At 60.3% G+C, this 14,114-nt stretch carries 12 protein-coding genes; 3 read left to right on the top strand and 9 right to left on the bottom strand.

Annotation, left to right across the window (positions count from 1 at the left end; all coding sequences use genetic code 11):
- Positions 1-10: 10 nt before the first annotated feature.
- The 7 genes from NKJ13_RS06620 to NKJ13_RS06590 all read right to left on the bottom strand — a co-directional run bounded on the left by NKJ13_RS06620 (position 11) and on the right by NKJ13_RS06590 (position 6,673).
- Positions 11-733, bottom strand: coding sequence for a heme-copper oxidase subunit III family protein (locus NKJ13_RS06620; RefSeq protein ID WP_254818344.1), 723 nt, complete (start codon positions 731-733; stop codon positions 11-13).
- 13 nt (positions 734-746) lie between these two features.
- Positions 747-1,451: a cytochrome c oxidase subunit 3 gene (locus NKJ13_RS06615; RefSeq protein ID WP_352508764.1), complete on the bottom strand. Its 705-nt coding sequence runs from the start codon at positions 1,449-1,451 to the stop codon at positions 747-749.
- On the bottom strand, positions 1,448-3,217 hold the full coding sequence (gene ctaD, locus NKJ13_RS06610) for a cytochrome c oxidase subunit I (protein WP_352508763.1): 1,770 nt from the start codon (positions 3,215-3,217) through the stop codon (positions 1,448-1,450). The genes NKJ13_RS06615 and ctaD overlap by 4 nt, the downstream gene beginning before the upstream one ends.
- 91 nt (positions 3,218-3,308) lie before the next feature.
- Positions 3,309-4,124, bottom strand: coding sequence for a cytochrome c oxidase subunit II (gene coxB / locus NKJ13_RS06605; RefSeq protein WP_254818347.1), 816 nt, complete (start codon positions 4,122-4,124; stop codon positions 3,309-3,311).
- A 268-nt stretch (positions 4,125-4,392) separates the two neighbouring features.
- Positions 4,393-5,739, bottom strand: coding sequence for a PQQ-dependent sugar dehydrogenase (locus NKJ13_RS06600; protein WP_352737137.1), 1,347 nt, complete (start codon positions 5,737-5,739; stop codon positions 4,393-4,395).
- Positions 5,739-6,188, bottom strand: coding sequence for a DUF2231 domain-containing protein (locus tag NKJ13_RS06595; protein ID WP_352508761.1), 450 nt, complete (start codon positions 6,186-6,188; stop codon positions 5,739-5,741). Before NKJ13_RS06595 ends, NKJ13_RS06600 begins: the two co-directional genes overlap by 1 nt.
- A 128-nt stretch (positions 6,189-6,316) precedes the next feature.
- Positions 6,317-6,673 (bottom strand): SPW repeat protein, encoded by a 357-nt coding sequence (locus NKJ13_RS06590; protein WP_254818350.1) that lies wholly within the window; start codon positions 6,671-6,673, stop codon positions 6,317-6,319.
- 494 nt (positions 6,674-7,167) lie between these two features.
- Here NKJ13_RS06590 and NKJ13_RS06585 point away from each other — a divergent pair, with 494 nt between their 5' ends.
- The 3 genes from NKJ13_RS06585 to NKJ13_RS06575 all read left to right on the top strand — a co-directional run bounded on the left by NKJ13_RS06585 (position 7,168) and on the right by NKJ13_RS06575 (position 12,304).
- Complete coding sequence (locus tag NKJ13_RS06585; RefSeq protein WP_352737136.1) at positions 7,168-8,274, top strand: glycosyltransferase family 4 protein; 1,107 nt, start codon at positions 7,168-7,170, stop codon at positions 8,272-8,274.
- Positions 8,275-8,510: 236 nt separating this feature from the next.
- Entirely contained in the window at positions 8,511-9,365 is an 855-nt protein-coding gene (locus NKJ13_RS06580) for a class I SAM-dependent methyltransferase (RefSeq protein WP_352479767.1), read from the top strand.
- Between the two features lie 359 nt (positions 9,366-9,724).
- Entirely contained in the window at positions 9,725-12,304 is a 2,580-nt protein-coding gene (locus NKJ13_RS06575; RefSeq protein WP_352737214.1) for a bifunctional diguanylate cyclase/phosphodiesterase, read from the top strand.
- A gap of 88 nt (positions 12,305-12,392) precedes the next feature.
- Here NKJ13_RS06575 and radC read toward each other — a convergent pair whose 3' ends face one another.
- Positions 12,393-13,139, bottom strand: a complete 747-nt coding sequence (radC, locus tag NKJ13_RS06570) for a RadC family protein (protein ID WP_254818353.1) — start codon at positions 13,137-13,139, stop codon at positions 12,393-12,395.
- Positions 13,140-13,190: 51 nt separating this feature from the next.
- On the bottom strand, positions 13,191-14,018 hold the full coding sequence (gene map / locus NKJ13_RS06565) for a type I methionyl aminopeptidase (protein ID WP_352737135.1): 828 nt from the start codon (positions 14,016-14,018) through the stop codon (positions 13,191-13,193).
- Positions 14,019-14,114: the final 96 nt, after the last annotated feature.

Below are 14,114 nucleotides of genomic sequence, written 5' to 3'. Positions count from 1 at the left end.
GTCCTGCCTCTCACCAAAGATAGAAAAATGCGAAAATGAACACCCAGACCAGGTCGACGAAATGCCAGTAGAGCCCCATAATTTCGACGTTCTCGTAGCGCCCCCTCCGGCTGGTGAAGAAGCCGGGCCGTCCGACATCGAAATCCCCGCGCCAGACCTTTCGCGCCACGATGATCAGGAAGATCACCCCGATCGTCACATGCGTGCCGTGAAAGCCGGTAATCATAAAAAAGGATGCGCCGAACTGTGCAGCGCCCCAGGGATTGCCCCAAGGCCGCACGCCCTCGGTGATCAGCTTGGTCCATTCGAAGGCCTGCATGCCGACGAAGGTCGCGCCGAGTGCTGCGGTCAAGAGCATCAGGACTGCCGTCTTGCGGCGGTCGCGGCGGTAGCCGAAATTGACCGCCATGGCCATCGTTCCGCTGCTAGAGATCAGCACGAAGGTCATGATGGCGATAAGGATCAGTGGAATGTCGGAGCCGCCGATGCGCAGGGCGAAAACCTCGCTCGGATTGGGCCACGGCACGCGTGTTGAGATACGCGCGGTCATGTAGGAGAGCAGGAAGCAGCCGAAGATGAACGTGTCGCTGAGCAGGAAGATCCACATCATGGCCTTGCCCCAGGACACGTTTTTGAACGCCCGCTGATCCGAGGACCAGTCGGCGGCGATGCCTTGCCAGCCTGCGGGTCGCGGCTCTGTTCGGCCGATGTGGGCCAGTGTCGTCTCTGCCATCCGCCCGTTCCTCCTAGGTCAGCAACCCTCGGCAAATGTCGATTAAAGTCGAAGCCCAGCCGGCCAGAAGCGCAAAGATGGCGAGCCAGACGAAAAGCAGGAAATGCCAGTACATCGCGCACAGCTCGACACTGAGGCGAAGCCGCTGCGGCTGCGCTCCGTTCCAGGCGCCGACGCTCGTTCTGCCCAGCCCGACCAGTCCTCCCAGTATATGCAGGCCGTGCATTCCCGTTAGCAGGTAGAAGAAGCTGTTGGCCGGATTGGATGCCAGAAAATAGCCGTCCGCACTCAGTTCCCGCCATGCCACAAGCTGTCCAATCAGGAAGACGAGCGCCGTGAGTCCAGCTGTGGCGAGGCCGAGCCTGACCATGTCCACTTGACCCTTGCGCGCCGCGAGCGAAGCGCACTGTATCGCAATGCTGCTCAAGACCAGTACGCCGGTGTTAAGCCAGAGCAGGGGCGGGATGGGCAGAGGCCGCCAATCCGACAGCGCCATGCGCATGAAGTAAGCACTGGTGAACAGCGCGAACAGGCAGCCGACGACGGCAAGGAAGACGCCGAGACCGATCTTTGCGGTCGGCAGCGCCGATCGGTCCAGAGCGACAAAATCCCCGGCCATGCTTTGCTCGAGCCACGGCTTCGTCATTAGCCGCTGATGGGAAAGCCACCACCCAGCAATACCGGCGATCACGAGCAGGAAGACCAGGATTACGCTCATGCCGGCTCCCTGGAGGGCGCGAAGGAGCCCGGAACGTTTTGTGGTATGAAGTCCTCCTTGGCTCCCGGTACGCTGTAGTCATAGGCCCAGCGATAGACGATCGGCAGATCCTTGCCGAAATTGCCGTGGGCGGGCGGTGTTTGCGGCGTCTGCCACTCGAGCGTCGTTGCCCGCCACGGATTGCCGCCAGCCTCACGGCCATGGCGGATGCTCCAGATGAGATTGAACAGAAACACAATCTGGGCAAAACCGACCATAAAAGCCATGATGCTGATAAACGAGTTCAGGTGGTGGGCCGATTCCGTCATGATCGTCATGTCGGTCAATTCGTTGTAGCGCCGCGGCACGCCCATCAAGCCGAGATAGTGCATGGGAAAGAAAATCAGATAGGCGCCGAGGAAGGTGATCCAGAAGTGGAACCGGCCCAGTGTCTCGTTCAGCATCCGGCCGGTGACCTTTGGGTACCAGTGGTAGATCGCCCCGAAAATCACGAGGATCGGCGCGACCCCCATGACCATATGGAAATGGGCAACGACGAACATGGTGTCCGACAGCGGAACGTCGACAACGACATTGCCGAGAAACAAGCCGGTCAACCCGCCATTGACGAAGGTGACGATGAAGGCGAGGGCGAAAAGCATTGGAATGGTGAGGTGGATATCGCCGCGCCACAGCGTCAGCACCCAATTGTAGACCTTGATGGCGGTCGGAACGGCGATGATCAGTGTCGTGGTGGCGAAGAAGAAGCCGAAATAGGGATGCATGCCGCTGACATACATATGGTGCGCCCAGACTACGAAGCTCAACGCGCCGATGCCGACGATGGCCCAGACCATCATGCGGTAGCCGAATATGTTCTTGCGCGCATGGGTGCTGATCAGGTCGGACACGATGCCGAAGGCCGGAAGCGCAACGATGTAGACCTCCGGGTGGCCGAAGAACCAGAACAGATGCTGGAACAGGATCGGGCTGCCGCCGCCGTGCTGCAACTGTTCGCCCATCTCAACGATCGCCGGCATGAAGAAGCTGGTGCCGAGCGCCCGGTCGAGAAGCATCATCACGCAGGCGACGAACAGCGCCGGGAAGGCGAGCAGCGCCATGACGGTGGCGGTGAAAATACCCCAGACAGTGAGCGGAAGGCGCATCAGCGTCATGCCGCGCGTGCGGCCCTGTAGCACCGTCACGACATAGTTCAGGCCGCCCATGGTAAAGCCGATGATGAACAGGATCAGCGAGACGAGCATCAGGATGATGCCCCAGTCCTGGCCGCCGGGCGTACCGGTCATGATCGCCTGCGGCGGATAGAGCGTCCAGCCGGCACCCGTCGGTCCGCCGGGCGCGAAAAAGCTCGACACCAGAACCAGCACGGCCAGCAGATAGATCCAGTAGCTCAGCATGTTGACATAGGGAAAGACCATGTCGCGAGCGCCAACCATCAGCGGGATCAGATAGTTGCCGAAGCCGCCCAGGAAGAGTGCGGTGAGCAGGTAGATCACCATGATCATGCCGTGCACGGTGATGAACTGGTAGTAGGCTTCCGGGGTGATGAAGTCGAATGTGCCGGGGAAGCCGAGTTGCAGCCGCATCAGCCAGGAAAGCACCAGCGCGACCATGCCGATCGCTGTCGCCGTCGCCGAATACTGGATGGCAATGACCTTGGCGTCCTGCGAGAAAACGTATTTCGTCCACCAGCTGTGCGGATGGTAGAGTTCCATTTCTGCGACTTCGGCCGGCGGTACCGCATCTGCAGGTGTGATATCGACCATAGGAACACCTCCGTGCCCTCTTCGGCCAGCCCGACAGTTCGGGCTTGCCGCACTATTTTCAATCCCGACGGCGCACCGTCGTTTCGGTTTCCTACTCTGCCGAGCCCATCTGTTGGGGCGCGGACAGCTGCGCAAAAGTCTGCTGCTGGCCAAGCCACGCCAGATAGTCTTCCTGCGTATCGACCATGACCACGCCATGCATCATCGGATGTCCCTGGCCGCAGAGTTCGGCACACAGGACCTGGAAGGTTCCGGTCTTGGTCGGAGTGAACCAGAAATAGGTGACCGAGCCCGGGATCATGTCCATCTTGGCGCGGAATTCCGGCACGTAGAAATCGTGCAGCACATCGATCGAGCGGAGCAGCATCTTGACCGGTTTGCCAACCGGGAGGTGCAGGTCGGCCGCTTCCACTACGACATCGTCCTGGCCGTTGGCATCGGTGGCGATGACGCCGAGTGGATTTTCAGCGTTGACGTCGCGAGTGTCGGATGTGCCGAGCTTGCCGTCCTTGCCGGGCAGGCGGAAACTCCATTGCCACTGCTGGCCGACGACTTCGACCTCTGTTGCGTCGCTTGGAACGTTAACGAACCGGCTCCAGACGAACAGGCCAGGAACGAGCAATGCCGTGACGCCAACCGCGGTGACGACCGTCAGCCAGGATTCGAGCCGCCTGTTCTCAGGTTCATATGCCGCCTGATTGCCTTCCCGATGACGGAAGCGGAAGACGCAATAGGCCATGAAAAGAACCACGGCGGCGAAGACGACGCCGGTGATCCAGAAAGTTATGATGATGGTGTTGTCGATATAGTCCCAGTTCGAGGCAATCGGCGTCCACCACCATGGGCTCAGGAAGTGGAACAACACCGAGCCCACGACTATCAGAACGAGTACAAGCGCAACGGCCATGTCCCGGTTCCTCCCGGTATTCCAAGCGGCGCAAGCCGTCCCGGGAAATACCAAGTGCATCATAACTTGATTTGCGATGAAAATTCTAGAGCCGGCTGTGGGAAGGGCAAAAATACCATTTCGCGGCGCTGGCGGTCCTTCGGTCGGCGGTGACAGCGGCAGGCAATGGCGAGCACACCGAATGCGCCTGGCAGAACCACGGAACGGCGATCGTCGGGGATCCCTTCCACCTGCTCGACCGACAGCTCGACGAAGGGAGCGGGCCACTTTATTGGCCGGCAGATGTCATCCGCCAAACTGTGTTGCCGACATCGTCGGCTATGAGCAGGGCCCCGGTTTTGTCGACAGCCAGGCCGACAGGCCGGCCGCGCGCCTTGTTGTCCTTGTCCAGGAAGTCGGTCACCACGTCGGTAGCGACGCCGCTAGGATGGCCGCCGCTGAATGGTACGAACACCACCTTGTAGCCATTGAAGCGCGTGCGGTCCCAGCTGCCGTGTTCGCCAACGAAAGCGCCGCCGCGATATGCCTCGGGGAGGCTGTTTGCCGTATAGAAGGCCAGTCCCAGAGGGGCGACGTGGGAACTCAGCGCATAATCCGGAACGATCGCTTTCGCGACCAGGTCCGGACGCTGGGGCATGACGCGGGGATCGAGATGCTGGCCATAATAGCTGTAGGGCCATCCGTAGAAGCCGCCATCCTTTACCGAGGTCAGATAATCCGGCACGAGATTGGGGCCGAGCTCGTCGCGCTCATTGATCACGGCCCAGAGCGCCCCGGTCTGCGGCTCCCAGCTCAGGCCGTTTGGATTGCGCAAACCGCTGGCGAAAATGCGCGACTGGCCGGTGGCCCTGTCCACCTGCCAGATGGCGGCGCGGTTCTTCTCGGCCTCGATGCCGTTTTCGGCGACGTTGCTGTTCGAGCCGATGCCGACATAGAGCAGCGAGCCGTCGGGGCTTGCCACCAGGCTCTTCGCCCAATGGTGGTCGATCGGGCCGCCGGGCAGGGCGGTTAGCGGCGTTCCGGGCGCGGTGATCTTGGTTTCACCGGTGTTGTAGGGATAGCGGACGATGGAATCGGTATTGGCGACGTAGAGATCGCTTCCCACCAGCGCCACGCCGAAGGGGGAGCTCAGGTGGTCGAGGAAGACGCTGGTCAGCTCCGGCTTGCCATCGCCGTCGGCGTCGCGCAGCAGCGTAACGCGGTTGCTCGGGCCGCTGTCGCCGCCCGAGGTGACCCAGGACTCGATCCAGCCCATCACCAAATCCTTGGGCCGTTTGATCGGTTCGCCGCCCGGCGCCTTGGACTCGACCACCAGGACATCGCCATTGGGCAGCACATAAAGCGACCGCGGATGCTGCAAGCCGTTGGCAAAGGCCTGGATCTGGAGCCCCTGCGCGACGGTCGGCTTTTCGTCGTTCTTCCACCCGACCACGGAAGCGAGATGCATGGGCGGGAAGAAATATTGGATCGGCTCGGGCAGGTTTGGATTCGGCCCTATCTGACTGCTGGGATCCGGGTCGTTGCCACTGCACGCTGCAAGAGCGATCGCCGCAGTGCAAGTAAAGATGGACGCCGCGATGCGCCCGGCTTGTCTGATGGAGCTTTCTACGCGCATCAATCCGCCACTCCGACGTGATGCCGGTAAACCATGGACCAGCCCAGCCAACCGGTGAAGATGAGGATGAGCACGACAACCGCCGAGAGGATCAAGCCGGTAGGAACGATGGAGGTCCATGCATCGCGGGTGTGCACGAGCATGTTGATGATGGACAACGCCAGCGCCAGCAGATTGCCTAGCACGTGCGGCAAGGCGGGGGGCTGTGCTCTTACCAGCGGATTGGCCAGGAAATCGATCAGCCCCGCGATCGCTGCAAGGCAGCCCATGATCACGCCGACGGTAACCAGCCAAGCGGAGAAGTCAGCCCACATCATCTCCGCTGTTCGCCAGTAGGCCAGATCCGTCAGCAGGGTGCCGACGAAGCAGGCGATCGGAAACGGCACCAGCATCGGATGAATAGGATGTCCTGCAATCCTGGCCGTCGAACGCGGATTGTCACCGACCATGATGCGCCATCCTTCTTGGTTCTCGTCCAGACAACCGCCTACCCGGCCTCCGGCGGCTGTTGCCGAGAGGCCGGCAGACGACCGATCGATCTGTCAGGCCCAAAAAGGGCGCTGGCTGGCTGCGCGTGCTAGGCGGCCGACTGGGTCGGCGGGTTCTGATACATCATCCAGAGCTCGATCGCCGCAAGCACGGCGACCAGAATGCCGATCACGACATGCACGGTCATCGCCGTTGTCGCTTGGAATCCAAGCACCCAGGGCGATACGAGAACCCACAGTCCGACGACCAGGTTCACCCACTCTTCCCACACGGCAAATGCTGCGAGGGCGGCAACCGACAGCACGACGATCAAGATTCCGCTGCCGAGGGCGTTCTGCGTCTGCGGGCCTGCCGCAAACGTGAAGATCCAGGGAGAGAAGAACAGAATTGCCCCAAGGATCAGGTTGGCTACGTCACAGAGCCTGGCGTTTGTCCACTGGTTCATGGCATCCTCCATGGGGAGCGTTTATGGCTCCCGAGTTCGGCAAGGTGGTGCCTGAGTTCGGCGAGATGCGCCCGAAGCCGCTCACTCCGTGTCACGGTAGTGCCCTGCCCAGCTGGAATTCCGCATCTGGCGGTACTCCAGCCAAATCCGGCTATCTAACTGAATTCCGGGCTTTATGTTCCATTCGGCACCGGCACGCCTGGATCACTTGGTGGTGATCGAGCGATCCACAGCTGCCTGTCAGGGGGCGGCGGGGCGGCGGCGCGTAGCTCATTCTGTCTTTTTATCGAGCCGGTGAAACATTTCTCATGGATCGCAGTTCTTGGATCCAGAGGAGTTGAATAAGGGCAACCTGATTGCACGGGAGGAGCACGGACGGCACAACTATAAATATGCTCTGCATAGAATACTTCGCAGCGAGAAGCTCTCGCTTGTCTTGGTTGCCGCCGAAGCTTGTTTGAAAGACGGCGGTCGCCGCCGAAAAGATTTTCTAAATGAAAATAGCCCAGATCGCGCCGCTAACCGAATCCGTGCCGCCCCGAACCTACGGTGGAACAGAGCGAATTGTTTCGTATCTGACCGAAGAACTTGTCCGACAGGGCCACGAGGTGACGCTGTTCGCCAGCGCCGATTCTCGTACCTCAGCCAAGCTGGTGCCGTGTTGCGACGTCGCGCTGCGCCTGAACCCCAGGGTCCAGGACGGTGGTGCGCACCACGTTATGATGCTTGAACGGGTGCGCCGGCGAGCCGATGAGTTCGACGTTTTGCATTTCCACGTCGATGTTCTGCACTTCCCCATCATTCGGGATTTTGCCAGACGAACGGTTACCACGCTTCACGGCAGGCTCGACCTGCCCGATCTGGCGCAGCTTTATGCGATGTTCGACGACGTTCCCCTGGTCTCGATCTCCTTCGACCAGCGCCGGCCCATGCCGCCCGTCAATTGGGTTGGAAGCGTGCATCATGGCCTGCCCCGCGATCTTCTGCCATTCCACCCGAACACCTCTGGCTATCTTGCGTTTCTCGGTCGTATCTCGCCGGAAAAGGGGCCGGAAGCGGCCATAGAAATAGCAGTGCGGGCGGGGTTTCCCCTGAAGATCGCCGCCAAGATCGACAAGGTGGACCAGTCGTTCTGGAAGGAAAGGGTCGAGCCGCAAGTGCTGCGGCATTCGAACGTGGAGTTCATTGGCGAAATCGATGAGCGGCAAAAGGCGGATTTTCTGGGCAATGCGAAAGCGCTTTTGTTCCCGATCGACTGGCCGGAACCCTTCGGGCTCGTGACGATCGAAGCAATGGCCTGCGGTACGCCGGTGATTGCGTTCCGGCGTGGCGCCGTCCCGGAGATCATCGATGACGGTGTGTCCGGATGGATCGTGGATACGGTGGAGGAAGCTGTGGGCGCGCTCCGGCGCATCGACAGCCTCGATCGCGCACGAGTGCGGCAGACGTTCGAGAAGCGGTTCACGGTCGAGCGCATGTGCAGCGATTATGTGGCACTCTACCGAGCACTCACGAGCGGCATGGCAGACGCAGTTGACCCCACAAACGAGATCTCCAGAAACATCGCGATGGTGGCCGTGGGGGGCCGAGGAACCGACTAATCCACAGGCAGACCACGAGGATGGCGTCAGGTGCGCCTGCAGGGTCTTATTGCCAAGCGCGGCGACTGCGCCAGAAGCCTTTGATCTGCGGCAAGCGTTCCAGAAGCTATGGTGTCCGCGAACGGTGGCAAACTGCCGCCCGGTCCGGATTGACGCGCGATACTTTCGCTGCAAAGGTAGTTTAACGACTTGTTTACCATGCGTCAGTCAGGGGTGGGGGGAATTTGGAACGGTTTTTGGGTGCGAACCGCCTTAATTGGGATGATCGGGCCGAACTGCACTCGACCGACACAACGGGCAGCTACCACATCGAGAATGTGCTGGCCGGCGGATCCAATCTCTACGAGCTGGAAACGCGCGAGGTCGGCGATATTGCCGGCAAGGATATCGTCCACCTGCAGTGTCACATCGGCCTCGACACAATCAGCCTGAAGAATCTCGGCGCAGGCAGTGTGACGGGGCTCGACTTTTCACCGGCGGCGATCGCGGCGGCGCGGGATTTTGCTGCGAAGGCAGGCACCGACGTGCGCTTCGTGGAAGCGCCACTGTTCGAAGCGGTGGAAGCGCTCGGTCGGACCTTTGACATCGCTTACGTTACATGGGGCTCGGTAAACTGGCTGGACGACGTGTTCCGTTGGGCGCGGGTGGTTGCCGACCTCCTGAGACCCGGCGGCCGTCTCTACATGGCCGAGGGCCATCCATTGATGTTTCAGTGCGATCGAAAGGCCGCGGCCCTGGAATTGAAGCACGACTGGCGAACGCCGATAGCTCGGCCGCTCGCCTGGAACGAGGAGCTGACCTACACCGGCGATGACCGCATCCTGAAGCATCCTCGCTATTATGAATGGATCCACCCGATCAGTGACGTGGTGAATGCGTTGATTTCAGCTGGTCTGACGCTTGATTTTCTCAATGAGCATGACACTGTTTCGTGGCAGCACTTTTCATTTGCCGTGCGGGCCGGCAAGGATATGTACGGCCTGCCAGAGAACTCTCCCAAGATACCGATGGCCTATTCCATTGGCGCGACGAAGCGCAGCATCGGCAAGATACCATACCTTGTGTCTCCCAAGGCGATCGAGGGGCACTAGTCCAGGTCGACGCTCCTGAGTACTCGGGTCGGAGCGTCGAAGTTTGCAATCGCTCGCGCTCCTCGATCTTCCGAAGGATCGCCGGCGCCAGCGCATCTCAACTCAATCAGTGGGACGATGTCAGTGGAAATCGGCAGCTGGCTCCAGCCGCTCGGGCCTGCAGCATCAGCAACGGGTCGGAAAGCGCAAAAGCTCTAAGGGGCGTGAAGGTGACATTAAACATTGAAAGCTAATGTTCCTCATCGGGTCGACCCGGGAACCTGAAATGGCACTTGAGGAATCGCCTATTGGCTTTTTTCCGCGCTAAGTTCGGCGGCATCAAGGAAGTCGTCTTTTCGTCGGCAAATATTCCGGCGGCGATCGCGCTTGTCGTCATACTTATCAGCGCAGCGTTCGCGGAGCACCAGAACAAAGTCGTCTCGGACCAGGCCGTCCGTGCGGACGTGCTGACCAAGGTCAATCTCATCCGCGCCAAGCTCGAAGGCAATATCAACGGAAACCTTCAACTCGTGCGTGGATTGGTCGCCGCGGTCGTGACCGAGCCTTATATGGGACAGCAACGCTTCGCCTCGCTGGCGAGCAATCTGTTTGGCGCCGACTCGCAATTGAACAATATTGCCGGCGCGCCCGATCTGGTCGTTTCCCTGATGTACCCGATGGAGGGTAACGAGCAGGCGATGGGCCTGGACTACCGCAAGAACGAGCGGCAGCGTGCGGCTGCGCTGAGGGCGCGAGACGAACGCAAGCTGGTGCTTGCGGGTCCCGTCGAGCTGAAGCAGGGAGGACAGGGCTTCATCGGCCGCTTTCCGGTTTTCGTGCCCAGCGCGGGCAACACGGAAAGGTTCTGGGGCATTATTTCCGCCGTTGTCGACGTGCAGCGCCTTTACAAAGCGAGCGGCATGCTTGACGACGATCTCGGGATCGACATCGCGCTGATCGGCAGGGACGCCCTCGGTCACCGAGGTGGTCAATTCTACGGCAATGAGGAGATCAGCAAAAGCGATCCGGTGACGGCTGACGTTTTGCTTCCTTCCGGCTCGTGGCAGCTCGCTGCCATTCCCAAGAACGGCTGGCCTTCGACGCCAAGTAACGCATGGTTGTTGCGCGCGATCATGGCGACGGCCGGGGCCTTGGTTGTGTTCCCTTTCCTGGTCACTGGTCGTCTGATAGGCGAAAGACAGCGCAATTATGCGGAATTGCGCCGATTGTCACGACGCCTTGAACTCGCTCTGGAAGCTTCGGCTATCGGGGTTTGGGAACACGATCTCGCGACCAACGAGCTTACATGGGATGAACGCGTCAATGAAATATATGGCAAACCAGCGGGGGAGCACCGGGGCTACACAGACTGGGCGGGAGCGATCCATCCAGATGATCTGGCTGGCGCCAACGCAGATTTCGATACGGCGGTGACCAGCGGACGACCATATTTGTCGGAGTACCGGATTGTGCGCCCGAATGGCGAGGTCCGTCATGTCCGGTCCAAGGCGATCCTTTACCGGGCCACAAACGACACCCCAAAAATGATCGGCGCGGAATGGGACGTGACTGCCGACGTCCTGCTGAACAAGGATCTGGTTCGCGCAAAACAGCTGTCGGAGTCGAAAAATGCAGAACTCGAGTCGGCCAAGGCGCGCATAGAGCACATTGCGCTTCATGACTCGCTGACCGGCTTGCCCAACCGGCGTTACCTCGACCAGGTACTGGAAGACTACGCGGCAAACGCCAGGCGCTCAGGCGGGCGTGCGGCACTGCTTCACATCGATCTGGATCGGTTCAAGCACATCAACGATACGCTGGGCCACGCCGCCGGTGACGCGATGCTGGTTCACGCGTCGACAGTCCTCAGATCGAAGGTCGGCGACGAAGGATTCGTCGCCCGCATTGGAGGAGACGAATTCATCGTTCTGTGCGTGGTACGCGACGATACCAAGCAACTGGCGCTGCTTGCCGATCGGGTCATCAGCCAGATGCGCGAGCCCGTCTATTATCAGGGCCACCGGTGCCGTTTTGGCGTCAGCGTGGGTATAGCTGTCGACAACGGAAAAGATGTCGAAGCCAAACACCTGCTGGTGAACGCAGATATCGCGCTTTACCGAGCAAAGAGCCGAGGGCGCAATCGATACGAATTCTTCACTGACGCGATGCAAAGCGAAATCGTCGATACAAAACGGATTGCCGACGAAATTCTCGGCGGCCTCGAGCGCAACGAGTTCATCCCGTTCTACCAGCCCCAATTTGACGCAAAGACGCTCGAAATCGTTGGGGTTGAGGCGCTGGCGAGGTGGCAACATCCAGTAAAGGGTATTTTGGCACCCGACATCTTCCTGAGGATTGCGGAAGAACTGAACGTCGTCTCGATCATCGACCAAGCCATATTGAAGCAATCGCTTTCGGATTTCGAAGAGTGGTCCGCTGCAAAACTTAACATTCCACGGGTGTCGGTCAATGTCTCGGCGAGGCGCCTTCAAGACGAGGAGCTTATCAAGAGCCTGCGAGAACAAGATATCAAGAGAGGAACAGTTTCGTTCGAGCTTGTTGAGTCGATTTTCCTGGACGAGAACGACGATCTTGTCACGTGGAACATCGAGCAAATAAAAGAACTGGGGATTGACATCGAAATAGACGATTTTGGTACCGGCTACGCTTCGATGGTCAGTTTGCTGAAGTTGCAGCCGCGCCGGCTGAAGATAGATCGGCAGCTGGTCACCCCAATCGTCAAATCGCCGCAGAGAAGGCAGGTTGTCTCGTCGATCATCGAAATCGGCAAATCGCTGGGTATCGAGGTCGTGGCGGAAGGCGTCGAGACGATGCAGCACGCACGGCTACTCAAGGGCCTGGGCTGCGACATATTGCAGGGTTATGCCTTCGGCCACCCGTTAGACTCCGAGGGACTTAAGACATTTGTCCGATCGCGGCGCCTGCGCACGGCCAGCTGAGCCTCGGCGCCAGAATTTATCGAGCCGACCGCCTTGAGGTTGCGGTACATAGGCGCACAGCGGACAAAGCTGAAAACAACGCCAAACCTCAGATCAGCAGCAGGCCCTTCATGCTGGAGTGGCCTTTCCTGCCGATGATGATGTGGTCGTGAACGGCAATGCCAAGCGGTTTGGCCGTCTCTATGATCAGCTTGGTCATCTCGATGTCGGCGCGCGACGGCGTCGGGTCTCCCGACGGATGATTATGCGCCAGAATGATCGCCGTGGCAGAGAGCTCCAGGGCGCGCCTGACCACCTCGCGCGGATAGACCGGTGTGTGGTCGACGGTGCCGACCTGCTGCACTTCGTCGGCGATCAGCGCGTTTTTCTTGTCGAGGAACAGGATGCGGAACTGCTCGCGCTCCTCGAAGGCCATCACCGACCGACAGTATTCGAGAACCTGCGTCCAGGTCGACAACAGCTCGCGGCCGGCGATCTCGCCGCGCGCCATGCGTTGCGCCGTTGCCGCAACCACCTTGAGGTCGAGCGCCACCATCGGGCCGATGCCCTTCACTTCCTGCAGGCGCTCGACGGGCGCGCCGAGGACCTCGGCCAATGTACCGAAGCGTGCCAGCAAGGCCTTGGCGACCGGCTTGGTGTCGGCGCGCGGGATCAGCCGGAACAATAGAAGCTCGAGCAGTTCGTAGTCGGGGAGGGTGTTAGGACTGGCGGCGAAGCGCTCGCGCAAGCGGTCGCGATGGCCGAGATAATGCGGCTTGTCGGCGGCCACCGCCTTCGCAGGCGATCGCACCGGCCTTTCGGGAAAGAAGGCCCGCTCGTCGTCGTCACCGTTCATGGCTGCCCACCCAGCATTTGCCGGGCAAGGTAACGCCCGATCTGCCAGACACTAGGCCCGCAGGCCGGGGCGGTCGAGGTTTTTTGGCGACAGCGTGAAGATCTCGCAGCCGGTTTCGGTGACGCCGATCGTGTGTTCGTACTGCGCCGAAAGCGAACGGTCACGCGTCACCGCGGTCCAGCCGTCCGACAGCACTTTCACATGCGGCCGGCCGAGATTGATCATCGGCTCGACGGTGAAGATCATGCCCGGCCGCATCTCGACGCCTTCGCTGGCGCTGCCGTAATGCAGGATGTTCGGCGCGTCGTGAAACAGCCGGCCGACGCCGTGGCCGCAGAAATCGCGCACCACCGAGCAACGCTCGGCTTCGGCGTAGGTCTGGATGGCGGCGCCGATGGCGCCGGTGCGGGCGCCCGGGTTGATTGCCGCGATGCCGCGCATCAGGCACTCATACGTGACTTCGAGCAGCCGCTCCGCGGCACGCTTGATCGTGCCCACCGGATACATGCGTGAGGAGTCGCCATGCCAGCCGTCGAGTATATAGGTGACGTCGATATTGACGATATCGCCATCCTTCAACGGCTTGCTGTCGGGTATGCCGTGACAGACGACGTGGTTGATCGAGGTGCAGGATGATTTCGTGTAGCCGCGGTAGTTGAGTGTCGCCGGAAGCGCGCCATGGTCCATGCCGAACTCGAAGACGAAGCGATCGATCGCTTCGGTGGTGACGCCGGGCGCCACCATCGATACCAGTTCGTCGAGGCAGCGCGCGGTGAGATCGCAAGCCTTGCGCATGCCGATAAAGCCTTCCTCGTCGTAAAGACGGATCTGGCCGGTGTTTCTGAGCGGTGCCGTGGCGGCGTCGAGATAGGTGACCATTTTTGTCCGTCTTGCAGGGATGCGAGGGCTGGATGAGCCCCCGCCAGAGAAATCTCCCCAGATTTGGCACTGGAAGGCGCAAGGTTCAAGGACGAA

The sequence above is a fragment of the Mesorhizobium sp. M0174 genome (assembly GCF_040322275.1).
GTDB lineage: Bacteria > Pseudomonadota > Alphaproteobacteria > Rhizobiales > Rhizobiaceae > Mesorhizobium.
The sequence above is the reverse complement of the archived record's forward strand: the minus strand, read 5'-3'. Positions and strand labels throughout refer to the sequence as shown.

What these genes read in the sequence shown, in the direction of transcription:
- map (WP_352737135.1), bottom strand. Translation starts at nt 14,018, where the DNA reads ATGGTCACCTATCTCGACGCCGCCACGGCACCGCTCAGAAACACCGGC.
- coxB (WP_254818347.1), bottom strand. Translation starts at nt 4,124, where the DNA reads ATGGCCGTTGCGCTTGTACTCGTTCTGATAGTCGTGGGCTCGGTGTTG.
- NKJ13_RS06620 (WP_254818344.1), bottom strand. Translation starts at nt 733, where the DNA reads ATGGCAGAGACGACACTGGCCCACATCGGCCGAACAGAGCCGCGACCC.
- ctaD (WP_352508763.1), bottom strand. Translation starts at nt 3,217, where the DNA reads ATGGTCGATATCACACCTGCAGATGCGGTACCGCCGGCCGAAGTCGCA.
- NKJ13_RS06590 (WP_254818350.1), bottom strand. Translation starts at nt 6,673, where the DNA reads ATGAACCAGTGGACAAACGCCAGGCTCTGTGACGTAGCCAACCTGATC.
- NKJ13_RS06585 (WP_352737136.1), top strand. Translation starts at nt 7,168, where the DNA reads ATGAAAATAGCCCAGATCGCGCCGCTAACCGAATCCGTGCCGCCCCGA.
- radC (WP_254818353.1), bottom strand. Translation starts at nt 13,139, where the DNA reads ATGAACGGTGACGACGACGAGCGGGCCTTCTTTCCCGAAAGGCCGGTG.
- NKJ13_RS06615 (WP_352508764.1), bottom strand. Translation starts at nt 1,451, where the DNA reads ATGAGCGTAATCCTGGTCTTCCTGCTCGTGATCGCCGGTATTGCTGGG.
- NKJ13_RS06600 (WP_352737137.1), bottom strand. Translation starts at nt 5,739, where the DNA reads ATGCGCGTAGAAAGCTCCATCAGACAAGCCGGGCGCATCGCGGCGTCC.
- NKJ13_RS06595 (WP_352508761.1), bottom strand. Translation starts at nt 6,188, where the DNA reads ATGGTCGGTGACAATCCGCGTTCGACGGCCAGGATTGCAGGACATCCT.